The sequence below is a fragment of the Stenotrophomonas sp. RIT309 genome (genome assembly GCF_000632045.1).
GTDB classification, from domain to species: Bacteria; Pseudomonadota; Gammaproteobacteria; order Xanthomonadales; family Xanthomonadaceae; genus Stenotrophomonas; species Stenotrophomonas indicatrix.
This window is the reverse complement of the sequence record NZ_JFYS01000026.1, coordinates 1-15,849: the sequence shown is the minus strand read 5'-3', so window position 1 is coordinate 15,849 and position 15,849 is coordinate 1. Positions and strand designations below refer to the sequence as shown.

Annotated in this window: 15 protein-coding genes; 7 read left to right on the top strand and 8 right to left on the bottom strand. The window is 67.9% G+C overall.

Translation table 11 applies throughout. From position 1 onward, the window contains the following. Nucleotides 1-269 precede the first annotated feature (269 nt). Nucleotides 270-1,199, top strand: coding sequence for an oxygenase MpaB family protein (locus BW38_RS06255; RefSeq protein ID WP_032977064.1), 930 nt, complete (start codon nt 270-272; stop codon nt 1,197-1,199). Nucleotides 1,200-1,333: 134 nt separating this feature from the next. Here the strand turns inward: BW38_RS06255 and BW38_RS06260 are convergent, their stop codons facing one another. Beyond that, entirely contained in the window at nt 1,334-3,445 is a 2,112-nt protein-coding gene (locus tag BW38_RS06260) for a M13 family metallopeptidase (RefSeq protein WP_032977061.1), read from the bottom strand. A 174-nt stretch (nt 3,446-3,619) separates the two neighbouring features. Here BW38_RS06260 and BW38_RS06265 point away from each other — a divergent pair, with 174 nt between their 5' ends. Further along, a complete protein-coding gene (locus tag BW38_RS06265; RefSeq protein ID WP_051585081.1) occupies nt 3,620-6,685 on the top strand; it encodes an EAL domain-containing protein in 3,066 nt (1,021 codons plus the stop codon). On the opposite strand, the gene BW38_RS06270 is transcribed toward BW38_RS06265, so the two are convergent. Next, entirely contained in the window at nt 6,661-7,542 is an 882-nt protein-coding gene (locus BW38_RS06270) for a LysR family transcriptional regulator (RefSeq protein ID WP_032977060.1), read from the bottom strand. The genes BW38_RS06265 and BW38_RS06270 overlap by 25 nt on opposite strands. Nucleotides 7,543-7,636: 94 nt before the next feature. Between BW38_RS06270 and BW38_RS06275 the strand changes: the two genes are divergently transcribed. The 3 genes from BW38_RS06275 (at nt 7,637) to BW38_RS06285 (ending at nt 10,781) form a co-directional block, all read left to right on the top strand. Next, complete coding sequence (locus tag BW38_RS06275) at nt 7,637-8,047, top strand: DoxX family protein (protein ID WP_025878398.1); 411 nt, start codon at nt 7,637-7,639, stop codon at nt 8,045-8,047. A gap of 43 nt (nt 8,048-8,090) precedes the next feature. Then, entirely contained in the window at nt 8,091-8,900 is an 810-nt protein-coding gene (locus tag BW38_RS06280; RefSeq protein ID WP_025878399.1) for a class III extradiol ring-cleavage dioxygenase, read from the top strand. Between the two features lie 237 nt (nt 8,901-9,137). Next, nucleotides 9,138-10,781, top strand: a complete 1,644-nt coding sequence (locus BW38_RS06285) for a Na+/H+ antiporter (protein ID WP_025878400.1) — start codon at nt 9,138-9,140, stop codon at nt 10,779-10,781. Nucleotides 10,782-10,859: 78 nt separating this feature from the next. On the opposite strand, the gene BW38_RS06290 is transcribed toward BW38_RS06285, so the two are convergent. Then, the gene (locus tag BW38_RS06290; protein ID WP_025878401.1) at nt 10,860-11,108 is read right to left on the bottom strand and encodes a DUF3297 family protein; all 249 of its coding nucleotides are present in this window, start codon (nt 11,106-11,108) and stop codon (nt 10,860-10,862) included. 90 nt (nt 11,109-11,198) lie between these two features. On the opposite strand from BW38_RS06290, the gene BW38_RS06295 reads away from it, so the two are divergent. Continuing rightward, entirely contained in the window at nt 11,199-11,741 is a 543-nt protein-coding gene (locus BW38_RS06295) for a hypothetical protein (protein WP_032977058.1), read from the top strand. Nucleotides 11,742-11,787: 46 nt separating this feature from the next. Here the strand turns inward: BW38_RS06295 and BW38_RS06300 are convergent, their stop codons facing one another. From BW38_RS06300 to msrB, 5 genes are all read right to left on the bottom strand, one after another. Continuing rightward, nucleotides 11,788-12,063 carry a DUF4031 domain-containing protein gene (locus BW38_RS06300; protein WP_025878403.1) on the bottom strand — a complete coding sequence of 92 codons (276 nt, stop codon included), beginning with the start codon at nt 12,061-12,063 and terminating at the stop codon, nt 11,788-11,790. Between the two features lie 13 nt (nt 12,064-12,076). Then, complete coding sequence (locus BW38_RS06305) at nt 12,077-12,586, bottom strand: hypothetical protein (protein ID WP_032977057.1); 510 nt, start codon at nt 12,584-12,586, stop codon at nt 12,077-12,079. Nucleotides 12,587-12,720: 134 nt separating this feature from the next. Beyond that, nucleotides 12,721-13,695 carry a flagellar motor protein MotB gene (motB, locus tag BW38_RS06310; RefSeq protein ID WP_032977055.1) on the bottom strand — a complete coding sequence of 325 codons (975 nt, stop codon included), beginning with the start codon at nt 13,693-13,695 and terminating at the stop codon, nt 12,721-12,723. Between the two features lie 3 nt (nt 13,696-13,698). Further along, nucleotides 13,699-14,553 carry a flagellar motor stator protein MotA gene (motA, locus tag BW38_RS06315; RefSeq protein WP_012509934.1) on the bottom strand — a complete coding sequence of 285 codons (855 nt, stop codon included), beginning with the start codon at nt 14,551-14,553 and terminating at the stop codon, nt 13,699-13,701. A 101-nt stretch (nt 14,554-14,654) separates the two neighbouring features. Continuing rightward, complete coding sequence (gene msrB / locus BW38_RS06320) at nt 14,655-15,122, bottom strand: peptide-methionine (R)-S-oxide reductase MsrB (RefSeq protein ID WP_025878406.1); 468 nt, start codon at nt 15,120-15,122, stop codon at nt 14,655-14,657. Nucleotides 15,123-15,260: 138 nt separating this feature from the next. Between msrB and BW38_RS06325 the strand changes: the two genes are divergently transcribed. Continuing rightward, a complete protein-coding gene (locus tag BW38_RS06325) occupies nt 15,261-15,635 on the top strand; it encodes a hypothetical protein (RefSeq protein ID WP_032977053.1) in 375 nt (124 codons plus the stop codon). Nucleotides 15,636-15,849 lie beyond the last annotated feature (214 nt).

Genomic DNA, 15,849 nt, shown 5'->3' with positions numbered 1-15,849 from the left:
GGTGTGGCGGGTTCAGTTCTAGCACTTCCAGCGAGCGGTGCAATGGCCTCAAGGCCACGCGGCACAAGGGTTCTGTCTGAACAGGTGAATATTATTGCGACGCAGCATTGCCCGCGTGGCCTGCGACAGGATGTCGCAGGGTGAAATGTGCTGCGCGCGCACATGAAACCGACGCTGAGCGGACGGGCTCGCTGTGCCGGTCGTGATCGACCAGAATCGGGGTGGACCGCGCAGGACGCGGTCCGTCCCTCCGCCGATCTGGACCCGTGATGCCGCCGTTGCTGCACCGTCTTTCCCGCCCCGTCACCGCGCCGATCCGGCGCTGGGTCCTGGATGCGTTTCCGCGTGGCCAGAGCGGCATCGACTACGACCATCCACTGGGCGATCCCGGCTGGTTCGGGCCGGACAGCGTGACCTGGCGGATGCACGCTGAGCTGCCCTCGATGCTGGCCGGCGGTCTGTGTGCGCTGATGCTGCAGACGCTGCATCCGCGCGCGCTGGCCGGTGTCTACGATCATTCCAATTTCCGCCAGGACCTGGTCGGCCGCCTGCGCCGTACCACTGCTTTCGTGGCCGGCACCAGCTACGCGCCGGCGCGCGAGGTGGAAGCGCTGGTGGCCAAGGTGCGGCGCATCCACGCGCAGGTCCGCGGGCATACCGCGCAGGGTGAGCCGTATGCCGCCGATGATCCGCACTTGCTGACGTGGGTGCACGTGACCGAGGCCTACGGCTTCCTGCAGGGCTATCGCCGCTACGGGCGCGAGGTGCCTGCCGCGATCGCCGACCGCTATTACGACGAGTACCGCTGCGTGGCCGAAGCGCTGGGCGCGGCGGACGTACCACGCAGTGCAGCGGAAGTGGATGCGTATTTCTGTGCACGGCAGCCGGAGCTGGTGGTGGACGAACGCTCACGCGAAGTGTTGCAGGTGCTGTCCGGCGTGCGCCTGCCGGTGCCGGTGCCCGGCCTGTCGCGCGAGATCTTCCTCGGTGCCGGTGCCGCGCTGCTGCCGGAGTGGGCCGAGGGCATGCTAGAGCGCAGCACGCGCCAGCGTGCGCAGGCCGCAGCTTCGGCGAAGCTGATGCAGGGCATGGCGCCGCTGTTCCGCCGCGCGCTGCCCGACGGCCTGGCGAGCCGCGCCTGCGCCCGCGTGGGTGTGCCGGTGGAATCGTTGCGCGAGTGGCCGGCATTGCCCCGGTAGGCGCCGACCTTGGTCGGCGCGCCTTGCCGCGGTGCCCATCCACGCCACGTGTGGATGGCGAAAAACTGCCAACCGAGGTTGGCGTCTACCCATGGAAATAAAACGGGCGCCTTTCGGCGCCCGTCTGCGTTACATCACCACACCTTGACCCGCTTGTCCGGGGCCAGGTACAGCTTCTGGCCTTCCTTCACTTCAAACGCCGGGTACCAGGCGTCGATGTTGCGCACCGTCAACGCGCGGAACTGGCCCGGTGCATGCACGTCGGTCAGCAGCGAATTGCGCAGCGCCTGCTCGCGGCTCTTGCTGCGCCAGGCCTGGGCGAAGCCGAGGAAGAAGCGCTGGTCCGGGGTGAAACCTTCCAGGGTCTGGCCCGGCTTGCCCTGCAGCGACAGCTGGTAGGCGTCGTAGGCGGTACCCAGGCCGGCGACATCGGCGATGTTCTCGCCCAGCGTCAGCTTGCCGTTCACATGTACACCCGGGAACGGCTCGTAGCTGCTGAACTGCGCGGCCAGTGCATCGCCGGCTGCGTTGAACTGCTTGAGGTCTTCGGCCGTCCACCAGTTGTGCAGCTTGCCGGTGTCGTCGAACAACGCACCCGCGTTGTCGAAGCCATGGCTGATTTCGTGGCCGATCACCGCGCCGATCGCACCGTAGTTCACTGCGTCGTCGGCGGCACCGTCGAAGAACGGCGGCTGCAGGATCGCCGCCGGGAACACCAGGCGGTTCTCCAGCGGCACGTTCATCGCATTGATGGTCTGCGGCAGCATCGCCCACTCGCTGTGGTCGACCGGCTTGCCCAGCTTGGCGATGTTGCGCTGGTACTCGAACAGCTCGGCGCGCTGCGCATTGCCCAGCGGATCATCACGACGGATGTCCAGGCCGGTGTAGTCGCGCCACTTGTCCGGATAGCCCATGCCCACGGTCAGGCCGGCCACCTTGGCCTTGGCGCTGGCCTTGGTCTGCGGTGACATCCAGGCCAGTGCATCGATGCGCTTGGCGAAGGCGGCGATGATGTTCTTCGCCATCTCGTCGGCACGTTCCTTGGTCTTCGCATCGAAGTGCTTTTCGACGTAACGCTTGCCGATGGCCTCGCCGACGGCATGGTTGGCGTCATCCACGGCACGCTTCCAGCGGTCGCTCTGCTGCGGCGTACCGCTCAGCGCGGTGCCGTGGAAGGCGAAGCGCGCATCGGCGAACTTCTTCGGCAGGTAGGCAGCGGCGCGGTCCAGCGCGTGGAAGGTCATGTAGTCCTTCCAGGCATCCAGCGGCTCGGTGGCCACCAGCTTGGACAGGCCGGCCACGGCCTTGGGCTGCCACACGATGAAGTCCTGCTGCTGGCCAAGCTTGGCGGCGTCCAGGAACGCGGCCCAGTCCATGCCCGGGGCCTTGGCGTTGAAGTCGGCCTGGGTCCAGGGGTTGGCGCCCTTGGTCACGTCATTGGTTTCTTCCTGCGTGGCATGCGCCTGGGCGATCTTCGTTTCCAGAGCGAGGATGCGCTGCGCCTTGCCGGCCGGGTCGGCCACGCCGGCCAGCTGCAGCACCTGCGCGATGTAGGCCTGGTACTGCTTGCGCAGGTCGGCCATGCGGCCACCGCCCAGGTAGAAATCGCGGTCCGGCATGCCCAGGCCGCCCTGCACCAGGTACGGCGCGGTACGGTCCGGCTGCAGCAGGTCCACCGACACCCACAGGCCGAACAGGCGGTCGGTGTAGAAGTTGGTGGCATTGAGCAGGTCGACGTCGGCGCGCACGTCGCCGCCGAGGGCGCGGGCCAGGCCGGCCTTGTCGGCGATCGCATCGATGTTCTTCAGCTGCGGCTGCACCGGTGCCAGGCCGCGCTGCTCGATGCCGGCCTCGTCCATGTAGGCGGCGTAGTAGTCGCCGATCAGCTTGTCTTCGCCGCTGGCCTGGGCGTTGCCGGCAGCGCCTTCCAGGATCGCGCGGGTGTCGGCCTGGGTCTTCTCGGCAATCACGTTGAAGCTGCCGAAGCGCGAGCGGTCGGCCGGAATCTCGGTGTTCTTCACCCAGCTGCCGTTGGCGAAACCGAAGAAGTCGTCACCGGCGGCGATGCTGCGGTCCATGCCACTGGCATCGAAACCAAAGCTGCCCAGCATCGGCTTGGCGGGAGCGGGGGGCGCCTCGGCCGGTGCGGCGGTGCCGGCGGCCGGATCGGCCGGGCGGTCGCAGGCGGCCAGGGACAGGCTGGCAACGATGGCCAGTGCCAGGGTGGGGCGGCGCAGCTTGGACATGGACTTCTCTTGCGGCGGAAAACTCCAAGTCTAATCCGCTGCGGGCCGGCTGGACGTGCTCGACAGGGCCAGCACTGTGCGTGATCTGGCTGAACACGCCGCAGCGATCTTCACGCGGTCACCGGCGTGGTGCATGCTGCGGGCTGGATGTCTGCAGCACCCGGGGGAGGGCGCATGCAGGACGGGTCGAGGCGTCAAGAATGGCGTCCGCCGGCCGTTGAGGTCGGGGATGTGGAGGAATCGTTCGCGCATGAAGCCAGCCGACTGCACAGGGAAGACCGACCGATGCCGGCGCTGAGACACGCGCTGGCCCGGCCGTTGCGTGCCATTACCTGGGGCGGCGTGGTGCTGGGCGTGCTGCTGGCGGCAGGCCTGGCCGCGATGCTGGCCAACGATTACCAGCGCCGGCTGGAAGCCGCGCAGCGGCAGAGCCGGGCGCTGGCGATAGGCAGCGAGCGCCTGCTGGCACTGGAGCTGCGCAACCTGGAACGGGCGGTGGCCGGCATCGCCGCCGATGCCGCCGAGCTGTTCCGCACGGTGCCTGCGCAGGCGCCCGCGCTGCTGGACGCCGCCATAGCCGGCGTGCTGCGCCGGCACGCCGAACTGCACAGCATTGTCGTGCTCGATACCTATGGCCGCGCCCTGACCGCCGGCAAGGGCGACCTGCAGCTGCCACTGTGGACCGATCCGCAGCGACGGGGGCAGGGCAGTGCGCTGTACATCGGGCCGCCGCAGCGTGCCAGCGACGGTGGCTGGGTGGTGCCGCTGGCGCTGCCGATGGCTGGCGATCGCTGGCTGCTGGCACGGCTGCGCTGCGGCGAACTGCAGCGGATCGTGGGCGGTCTGGATGTGGGGCCGAGTGGCCTGGCCTCGATCAGCGACGCCGATGGCTACATGCTGGCCCGTGTCCCCGATCCGCACGGCACCGTCGGCCGCCGTTACACGCTGCCGGCACGTACGCTGCTGGGCCGGCAGGCAGTGGTCGAGCTGGGCAGCATTCCCGGCGCGGTGGACCAGATACCGCGCATCTCCACCATCAGCACCCTTGAGCGCAGTCCACTGGCGGTGCAGGTCGGCCTGGCAAACGAAGATGTGCTGAAGCCGTGGTGGCCGTATCTGCAGGCGGCGATCGCCATCATGCTGGCCTACGTGGCGCTGCTGCTGGTGCTGCTGTATGCCGTGCGCCGCAGCACGCACCGGCAGCAGTCGATGGCCGAAGAGCTGCGCACCGGCCACGCCGAGCTGCGCCTGGCCCATCAGGTGGGCCGCGTATGCACCTGGTATGTCGACGAAGACGCCGCGCTGCTGCGCTGGTCGCCGCTGGCGCGCGAGATCTTCGGCGTGCAGACCGATGCGCTGCCGGTGGCCGAATTCTTCGCCCGCGTGCACCACGATGACAGCGCACGCATGCAGCAGGCCTTCGATCAGGCCTTCGCCGGCAACGCTGTACTCGACGAAGAATTCCGCCTGGTGCTGCCCGGCGGTGCAGTTCGCTGGGTTGCCGCGCGTGGCCAGCGGGTAGCGGTGGTCGATCGGCAGCGGCGCATGATCGGCGCACTGACCGACCTCAGCGAGCGCTACCAGGCACGCGAGCAGATGCGCCAGGTTGAACGCCGCTTCCGCCTGTTGTTCGATCGCAACCCCGCGCCGTTCTGGGTGTTCGATCCGGACACCTTGCGCTTCATCGAGGTCAACGAGGCCGCCGTGCAGCAGTACGGCTACAGCCGCGATGAATTCCTGGCGATGAGCATCCTCGACATCCGCCCACGCGAGGGCTGGGACGAGGTCAAGGGCGCGATCGCGCAGGTGCGCAGTGGTGAACTGCAGGACGCTGCGGTGCGCCTGCACCAGCGCAAGGATGGCACGGTGTTCGAAGTGCGCGTGCACCTGTCGCAACTGGATTTCGATGGCCAGCCCGCGTGCCTGGTGCTGGCCGAGGATGTCAGCGAGCGGCTGGCCTACGAGCGCGACCTGGCCTATCAGGCACGCCACAACCCGGCCACTGGCCTGCTCAACGTGCGCGCACTGAGCGAACAGCTGGACGAGCAGGCCGGCGCCTACACCATCGCCTATGTGCAGCTGCGCGGGCTGCAGCTGGTGGCCGATACGCTGGGCCGCGAGATCGGTGATGCGGTCCTGCAGTCGATGGCCTCGCGCCTGGGCGGGCTGGGCGCGCGCTTCGGCCTGCTGGCGTTCCAGCCGGCGGAGGATTTCGTGCTGGCGATCGCGCCGGAACACAACACCCAGCGCGTGCTGGACGATCTGCTGCAGATCGTCTCGGCACCGATGCGCGGCCAGGATTCGCTGCACCAGTTCGAACCCCGCATTGGTGTGGCCGTACATGACGCCGATGCAGGCCACAGTGCCGAACAGTCGATCGGCATGGCCGCGCAGGCGGCGCACGCGGCCCGCGCCGAAGGCAACGTGGTGGCCTGGTTCGATGCGGCGGTGACCATCCGCCTGGCCGACCGCCTGCGCCTGGCCGGGCGCATCCACGCGGCCATCGACAACGAATTCCAGCTGTACTTCCAGCCGATCCGGCACGCCAGCGATGGCAGCCCGGCGTCGCTGGAGGCGCTGCTGCGTTGGCCGCAGGCCGATGGCAGCTTCATCCCGCCCAGCGAGTTCATCCAGTTGTGCGAGGACACCGGCCTGATCCTGGCGTTGGGACGCTGGGTGATCCGCGCAGCGGCACAGGCGCAGCGGCGTCTGGTCGAAGCGGGGTGGGGCGAGCTGTCGATCGCGGTCAACGTGTCGGCGGTGCAGTTCTTCAACAGCGATCTGGTGGCCGAGTTCGCCCGCGCGCAGCAGGATTTCGGCCTGGCCCGTGGTGCGCTGCACGTGGAACTGACCGAGAGCAGCCTGATGCGCAAGCCGGCACAGGCGATGCAGACCATGCAGCGCCTGCACGAGCAGGGCATCCGCGTGTCGCTGGACGATTTCGGTACCGGCTACTCGAGCATGTCCTACCTGCAGCACCTGCCGCTGGACGTCCTGAAGATCGATCGCAGTTTTGTGGCCGACGTGGAGACCAATCCGCGCAACGCATCGATCTGCCGGGCACTGCTGTCGCTGGGCCACAGCATGGGGCTGACGATCATCGCCGAGGGCGTGGAAACGCCGGGACAGCTGGACTGGCTGGCCGCACATGGCTGCGACCAGGTGCAGGGCTACCTGCTGGGACGGCCGGCACTACCGGAAGTCGCGCGAATCCCCTACACCCCGGTTTCCACCAGGTAGTCGATGAAGCTGCGCACCTTGGGGGCGAGATGGCTGCGGCTGGTGTAGACGGCGAAGATGCCGATCGGCTCAGCTTCCCATCCGGGCAGGATGCGCACCAGGCGGCCATCGGCCAGCGCCTCGTGCAACAGGAAGTCCGGCTGCAGGATCACGCCCATGCCTGCAATCGCCGCTTCGCGCAGGACGTCGCCATTGTTGGCGCGCAGCAGGGTGTTCACTGCAACCTTCACTTCGCCACCCGGTCCCTGCAGGGGCCAGTGGTCGCCGGCGGCCCAGTAGCTGTAGCCGAGGCAGGCGTGGGTCTGCAGATCCTCGGGGGCCTGCGGTGTTCCGTGTGCGGCCAGGTAGGCCGGTGCGGCACACAGGCTGATCCGCGATTGGCCCAGGCGCCGCGCGATCAGGCTCGGGCCCGGTTCGCGGGTGATGCGGATGGCCACGTCGTAGCCTTCTTCGACCATGTCCACCAGGCGGTCGGACAGCGCCAGGTCCAGTTCGACCTGTGGGAAGCGCTCGCGGTAACCGGCCAGCAACGGACCGAGGCGGGCGATGCCCCAGCTGACCGGTGCGTTGATGCGCAGCGTGCCGGACGGCTCCAGCGCCTGTGCGCCGATGCTGGCCTCAAGCGCATCGAACTCGGCCAGCAGGCGCACGCACTGGGCGTAGTAGGCGGCACCGGCGCTGGTCGGGCTGACCCGGCGGGTGGTGCGGTGGAGCAGGCGGGTGGACAGGCGCTTTTCCAGTGCGGCGACCTGGCGGGTGACACCGGCCGTGGACATGTCCAGCGCCTGTGCGGCGGCGCTGAAGCCGTTGCGTTCGACCACCGCGACGAACACGCGCATGGCATCCAGGGTGTCCATTGTTGCGCCTTATGAAATAAATACGGTCGATCCATCGTATTTATCGGCAATGGAGGGTGCAATAACCTGTGCCCTGTCCCTGCCGAGGTGCCCCATGAACGCTACCGCCGCCCCCCTGTCCCCGCTCGCCCCGTATGCCGCGACCCTGCTGCGGCTGGCCCTGGGCGTGTTGTTCCTGGTCCATGCGCTGACCAAACTGCTGGTGTTCACTCCGGCAGGTACCGCGGCCTTCTTCGAGTCGCTGGGCCTGCCCGGCGTGTTGGGCTACCTCACCATCGCCGTTGAACTGGCGATTTCCGCAGCGCTGCTGCTCGGCATCTACGCGCGCTGGATCGGCCTGCTCGGTGTGCCGCTGCTGCTGGGCACCATCGTGACGGTGCACGGCGCGAACGGTTTCAGCTTCGCCAATGCTGGCGGTGGCTGGGAATACCCGGCGTTCTGGGCGCTGGCCCTGGTCGTGCTGTTCCTGCTGGGCGATGGCCGCTGGACCCTGCGTTCGCGCTGAACGTTCCCCGGCCCGCTGCCTGTTCCTGTGATTGGAGAAGATCATGTCCCGCCTGCCTTCGCTGTACATCTCCCACGGCTCGCCGATGACCGCCCTGCATCCGGGCCAGGTCGGCGTGCGGCTGGCCGAGCTGGCCCGCGACCTGCCAACGCCGCGTGCGATCGTCATCGCCTCGGCGCATTGGCTGGCCCGGCAGCCGCTGGTCGGCAACCATCCGCAGCCGCCCACCCTCCACGATTTCGGCGGCTTCCCACGCGAACTGTTCGCGCTGCAGTACCCGGCGCCCGGTGATCCGGCGTTGGCTGAAGAGGTGGCGGGCCGCATCGCCGCCGCCGGCCTGCCGGTGGCACTCGATCCGCAACGTGGCCTCGACCACGGCGCGTGGGTGCCGCTGCGCCTGCTGCACCCGCAGGCCGACATCCCGGTGGTGCCGGTGTCGATCCAGCCGATGCTGGGCCCGCAGCATCAGTTCGCGCTGGGCCGTGCGCTGGCGCCGCTGCGCGAACAGGGCGTGCTGCTGATCGGTTCGGGCAGCATCACCCACAACCTGCACGACTGGGGCCACTACCAGGACGGCAAGCAAGCGCCCTACGTGCGCCCCTTCATCGACTGGGTGGAGCAGCGGCTGGCCGCCAATGACCGCGATGCCCTGTTCGACTACCGCCGGCAGGCACCGTTTGCCGAGCGTGCGCATCCCACCGATGAGCATCTGCTGCCGTTGTACTTTGCGATGGGTGCGGCGGGGGAGGGTGGCTTCGGTGCCAAGCGCATCGATGCGGGTGTCGATGCCGGCTTCCTGGCGATGGACCTCTACCGCTTCGATGGTGCCGACCGCGCTCAGGACGCGGCATGACCCCACCGCTGCTGCCAGGGCTGGAACGCCCTGCACAAGGACGCGTGCAGGGCCGGTTGGCAGTGGTGCATGACGACGTGCCAGCACGCCGGCCTGGATCGGGCGGCGCTTGCTGTCGCGGTCCTGACGCGCATTCAGATGGCTGGGCGCAGTGGCGGCCTGCTGTGTTAAGTTTTTTCCCGTCCCCCGGCGCACTCCGGTTTTTCCGGCCCCACGCGCCGCTCCTGTGGAAGAAGCATGCACACCATCGAAGTCGTCCTGGCGATGCTGGTGGCCGTTGTCGCCAGCGGTTACCTGGTTCGCGTCCTGCCATTCTCGTTGCCGTTGCCGCTGGTGCAGATCGGCCTCGGCGCGGTGATCGCCGGCGTATTCAACCGCGGCCATGCACTGGAACCGGAAGTGTTCTTCCTGCTGTTCCTGCCGCCGCTGCTGTTCCTCGATGGCTGGCGCATTCCCAAGCAGGGCCTGTTCCGCGACAAGGGCGCGATCCTCGAACTGGCGTTCGGGCTGGTGGTGTTCACCGTGATCGGCGCGGGCCTGCTGATCCACTGGATGATTCCGGTGATGCCACTGGCGGTGTGTTTCGCGCTGGCCGCGATCGTGTCACCGACCGACCCGGTGGCGGTCGGCGCGATCGCTGCCAAGGCACCGATTCCCAAGCGCCTGATGCACATCCTGGAAGGCGAGTCACTGCTCAACGATGCCTCCGGCCTGGTCTGCTTCCGCTTCGCGGTGGCGGCGGTGATGACCGGTACCTTCTCGTTGGCGACCGCCTCGCTGACCTTCGTGTGGGTGGCAGTGGCCGGCCTGGCCGTCGGCGTGGCGGTCACCCTGGGCGTGTCCACGTTCCAGCGCTGGCTGTGGCGCCGTTTCGGCGAAGAGCCGGGCGCGGCGATGCTGGTCAACCTGCTGATCCCGTTCGCGGCGTACCTGCTGGCCGAAGAGATCAATGCTTCGGGCATCCTTGCTGCGGTCGCAGCGGGTATTTCGATGAGCTACGTGGAAATGACCGGCCGTGTCTCCGGCAGCATGCGCGTGCAGCGTGCCGGCGTATGGAACATGCTGCAGTTCAGCTTCAACGGCATCATGTTCGTGCTGCTGGGCGAGCAGCTGCCGGGCATCGTCGAACGCGCCACCACCACCATGAACGAGAGCGGCCACCAGAGCGCATGGTGGCTGCTGGTGTACGTGCTGGTGATCAACGCGACGTTGATCGCGCTGCGCCTGCTGTGGGTGTGGCTGTCGCTGCGCTGGAACCTGCTGCGTGCGCGTCGCCGCGGCCTGGAGCGTGGCGAGGCACCGAACTGGCGCATCGTGGTGGCCACCTCGGTGGCGGGCGTGCGTGGTGCGATCACCCTGGCCGGCGTGCTGACGCTGCCATTGTTCCTGCCCGATGGCAGCCCGTTCCCGGCACGCGACCTGGTGATCTTCCTGGCTGCTGCGGTGATCCTGTGCTCGCTGGTCGGCGCCAGCGTGGCGCTGCCGCAGCTGTTGAAGGGCCTGCAGCTGCCGGCCGATTCGGGTGAGCGCAAGGAAGAGGATCTCGCCCGCAAGCTGTCCTCGAAGGCCGCGTTGGCGGGCGTGGAGCGCATGCGCCAGCAGCTGGTGCTGAACCAGAACACCGAGAACGTGCAGCTGTACAACGACGCCGCATCGCGGGTGAGCCTGCTGTATCAGCGGCATCTGGACCGCGACAACCCGGACGTGGACCCGGAAAAGGTGAACCGGATGGAGATGGGCTATCGCCAGCTGCGCAGCGCCGGGCTGAATGCCGAACGCGAGGAACTGTTCCGGCTGACCCGCCGCGGCGTGGTGTCGGACGAGATCGCACGGCGGCTGATCCGCAACCTCGACCTGCTGGAATCGCGCAAGCGCGAATAATCGTGAAGCAGCAGCGCCGGATCAGCCCGGCGGCGGCTGCCGGTGGGTGCGGACCTTGGTCCGCACACCTTTCAGCCCTTACTCCGGCTTCTGTTCCAGGAAATACGCCTCGACCTTGCCCTTGACCTTGATGGTCATCGGGTTGCCGCGACGGTCACGGGCCTTGCCGGCCTGCACGCGGATCCAGCCTTCGCTGACCGAGTATTCCTCGACGTTGTCGCGCTCGACATCGTTGAAGCGCACGCCGACGCCGCGCTCCAGGGCCTGCGCATCGTGGAAGGGGCTGGCCGGGTTGATCGCCAGGTGGTCGGGAGGGGTATCGCTCATCGCTTCATTCACAGTGACGGCCACCACGGCCGGCTTCAGCGGTACAGGATAAACCGTAGAATGCCCCCCTGCTCCCGAGGACGTTCCGCCATGCCTGACAACAGCGACTATTTCGACTTCGAGGAAGACGCCCACGATTTCGACGAGGACGACTTCGAGGCGCGGGTCTGGAACCTGCTCGTGCTGATCAACCCCGGTGACGAAGAGCTGGCCCTGCAGCAGTTCAACCGCTGGCGCGAGCATCTGTCCGAGGACGGCCAGCCGCTGGAAGCCGACAGCGACTGGCTGCCGGCGCTGTTCACGGCCATCGCCTGGCAGTCGGGCTTCGAGGTCGAGCGTGATGATTTCGATTCGCTGCAGTCGGCGGTGAACGAGCTGTCGGCGCGCTTCAACCTGCAGCTGGACTGGGGTGGCGACCTGGACGACGAGGATTTCGCCGCGGGCCTGGATGGGGTGCAGCTGATGAGCACCGCCTTCGACCGCCTGCGCGAGCACAACTACACGCTGTGGAGCGTGGATGCCGGCAACGACGGCTTCAGTGGCTGGATGGCGCTGACCCGCGATGACGACGCCCTGCTGGCGCTGTGCTCGCTGCTGAACGTGGAAGTGCGCCTGGGCAGCGACCCGTTCTGAGATTCACCGGTAGCGCCGGGCGCGGCCCGGTGCCACCTGTACCAGCCTAGGGCTGGTACTGCGCCCTGGCGTTGGCGATCACCGCCTTCACCTGCGCCCGGTCCACATGCCGGGAAATGGCGACCGCACCCAGCGCGAGTGCCTGCGCACGCAGCTCGGCGGTGACATCGTAATGCGCCCCGCTGGCCTTGTTCTGGAAGGCCCGTGGAGGAATGCCGAGCTGCGCCGCCATTGCGTGCAGCTCGGCCAGGGTATCGGCCATCAGGTGCGCCCAGCGCTGACCGCGCCAGGGATGCACCGCGTCATCGACGTAGACCGACACCGCCGCCGCCGGATCAGGCCTGCGGCTTGCCGTCGGCGTCGGCGGCCGGAGTGGCCTCGGCGTCGGCAGCGCCTTCGGCGCCGGCAGTGTCTGCAGCCGCTTCATCGGACGCTTCGCCTTCAGCGGCTGCATCTTCAGCCTGCTCGCTGGCGAACTCGGCCACCAGCTTGTCCAGGTATTCCTCGGCGGTCTGGCCCGCTTCTTCGGCCAGGGTGTCGAGCAGCTTCTGCATCAGCTCGGAATATTCCAGGGTGACCTTGCGGCCTTCGGCTTCCTGCACGTTGGACAGGTGCTTGAGCATGGCCAGCATCGGCACCGGGTTGTCGGCGTTGCCCATGGTCTGGCCGCCGATGGCCAGCAGCCACTCGCGGCCCTGCAGGCCGATGGCGGCCACGGCCTGGCCGTCTTCGTTGACCAGCACGGCATGGTTCTGCACCTGCTGCTGGGCGTTCAGACGGAGGAACGGACGCTTGGTCTGCTGCTTCTTGCGCTTGTCGCGCTTGGCCTTGGACAACTTGGACATGGGGGTGTGATCACCTGGAGTCGGAAAGACCGCCATTGTACTGGGTGCCGCGCTGCGCGCTCGCCGGGCATGGCCCGGCGCTACCCTGGTGCGTCCGGATGCGGTAGCGCCGGGCCATGCCCGGCGAAGACGGGTCAGAGGGCAGCGCCCTTTCCTGCGGAACGGGATCCGACCCCGGCCTCACCCTGCGCGGCCTGCACGTCCGGGTCCAGGGTGGTTGCCGACAGGCCTACCTGCGGCCCGGCGCCGGCCAGCGCAGCTTCCTCGGCGGCCTTGGTCATCACCACGATGCTGATGCGGCGGTTGATCGGGTTCTGCGGATCGGCCTTGTCAAACAGCACCGACGAAGACAAGCCGACCACGCGGGTGATCTTGCTGTCTTCCAGGCCGCCATCGATCAGCGCGCGGCGCGCGGCATTGGCACGGTCGGCGCTCAGTTCCCAGTTGCCGTAACCGCGCGCGGCCGAATAGGCGGTGATGTCGGTGTGGCCGGTCAGGCTGATCCGGTTCGGCACGTGGTTCAGGTACTCGGCCAGCTCATGCAGGATCTGCTGTGTGTACGGCTTCAGGGTGGCGCTGCCGAGGTCGAACATCGGCCGGTTCTGCTTGTCCACGATCTGGATGCGCAGGCCTTCCGGGGTCAGGTCCAGCAGCAGCTGGTCCTTGAACGGTTCCAGCGCCTGGCTGCGGCTGATCGCTTCCTGCAGTTCCTTCATCAGCGCTTCCAACTGCTGCTTGTCGCGCTGCTGCTCGTCCACCGGCTGCGGTATCGACTTCTGCTGGTTCTGGAAGGGATCGTTGCTGTTGCCGCGCGAAACATCGGTGGCGCCGCCGAGCTTGATCATCGAGGTGCTGGCACCGCCCGGCCCGGCCATGCCCGGCGCCGGCGTCGCGCTGGAGCCGACCAGCGGGCTGGGGTTGCGGAAGTACTCGGAAATGGCCGCGCGCTCGGGCTTGCTGGTGCTGGCCATCAGCCACAGCACCAGGAAGAAGGCCATCATCGCGGTCACGAAGTCGGCATAGGCCACCTTCCACGAACCGCCATGGTGGGCGGCGTGGCCGGCCTTCTTGACCCGGCGGACGATGACGGTGGGCTTGGTCTCGGCCATGGCTTACTTGACCGTCTTCAGGTGCTGCTCGAAGTCGGAGAACGCCGGGCGCACGTTCGACGGCAGCGTCTTGCGGGCGAACTCCAGCGCGATCTTCGGGTTGTAGCCGCGCAGGCAGGCCAGCAGGGCGGTCTTCACCGACTCGTAGATGCGGCTGTCCTGCTCGGCACGGGCTTCCATCGCCGAGGCCATCGGGCCGACGAAGCCATAGCCCAGCAGGATGCCGAGGAAGGTGCCGACCAGCGCGCCGGCCACGTGGCCACCCACTTCGACGATGTCGCCGCCGATCGAGCCCATGGTGATGACGATGCCCAGCACTGCCGCCACGATGCCGAAACCGGGCAGGCCGTCGGCGACCTTGGTCAGCACCTGCGACGGCGCCATCGCTTCGGCGTGGTGCTTTTCCAGCTCCAGCTCCAGCAGTGGCTCCAGCTCATGCGGCTCGATGTTGCTGCCGATCATCAGGCGCAGGCAGTCAGTGATGAAGTCGATCAGGTGGTGGTCGGCCTGCACCTTCGGGTAGTTGCCGAACAGCGCGCTTTCGGCCGGGCGCTCGACGTGGTCTTCCAGCGCCATGAAGCCTTCACGGCGGGCCTTGTTGAGCAGTTCGTAGACCAGGCTGAGGACGTCGATGTAGTCCTGCTGCTTGTAGCGCGGGCCCTTGAACACGCCGACCATGGCCTGCAGCGTCTGCTTGACCGTCTTGGCCGGGGTGCCGACCAGGAACGCACCCAGCGCGGCACCGCCGATGATGACCAGTTCGTAGGGCTGCCACAGCGCCCCAAGGCGGCCGTGTGCGCCGAGGTAGCCGCCCAGCACGCTGATGATGACGACCAGGAATCCAACGATGATGAGCATGGCGCGACGCAAGGAGGGGGGATATCTCCTTGTCGGCCTGACACCGGTGTTTCTGAAGAGGGAATTCTGTGAAGTCGGTCAGCGGGGCATTGCGGCGCGTGTCAGCCCGCCACACCGGCCTCTGCGCCGCCACGCTGCAGCGGATCGGGCCACGGCTCGCCGTTGCCGGTGAATGAAAGTGAGACCGAGTTCAGGCAGTGGCGCTCGTAGGTGGGCGGCGGACCGTCCGGGAACACGTGGCCCAGATGGCTGCCACAGCGGGCGCAGGTGATCTCGGTGCGAACCATGCCATGGCTGGTGTCGCGGATCTCGCGCACGTGCGACGGGTCGAACGGGGCGAAGAAACTGGGCCAGCCGGTGCCCGAATCGAACTTGGTGCTGGAGCGGAACAAGGGCAGGGCGCACAGGCGGCAGCAGTAGACGCCCTCGCGCTTGTTGTCGAGGAATACCCCGCAGAACGGCGCCTCGGTGCCGTGCTGCAGCAGCACGCGGCGCTCCTCGGCGCTGAGCCCGGCAACCAGGGCGTCGGTCTGCGTGGCGGTGGGGGGCGTCAGATCGAAAGCGCTCATGCCGGCTCTCCGTGGGGTTGTGGCCTGGGATGCCAGCAGACGTGGGGGTGTCGGCACACGCTTGCAAGTGTGATGGCCGTTCATGGCCGGCACACAGGGGCAGGCGCAGGGTAAGGGTGGCCCACCCTGGAGCGCGCGATGAAACCCCGCCTAGTCCTGTTGTTGTCGGCCCTGTTGCCTCTGCTTGCCCAGGCGCAGGTTCCCACCGGCAGTCCGACCGCCACCCGCAGCAGCGCGACGGTGGCACCGCCGCCTGTCGCCCCGCCACCGCAGGCGTCGCGCCCGCAGCCGCAGGTGCTGCCCTCGCCGCAGCCGGCACAGCCGATCCGATCGACCGGCCCGGCCCAGGTGACCCCCACGCCCGCGCCGGCGCTGCCGGACAAGGTCTACGACCGCAACGGCCGCATCGTTCCCGGCGTCAAACCGGTCGGCCCCAACCGCGTGTTCGACTCGCGCACCGGCCGCTACTACGACAGCGTACCGACCGGCGACGGCCAGCAGATCAAGCGCTGACCCCAGCGCCCGCAACCAATCGCGCAACCCAAAGAGCGCGCAGCGACCCGCTGTCGCTCTTTTTCTTTTTCTTTTTCCGTGGCTGGCGCCCGCATGAACCTGTCCAAGGCCGGGCGGGTGGGCTGTGCAGGGGCGCAAGCGCCATGGGCCCGAGGCATGCCTCGGGCGGATTGGGCAGGACGCCCAACCCCGGTCTTGCCGTGTGCGCAGGACA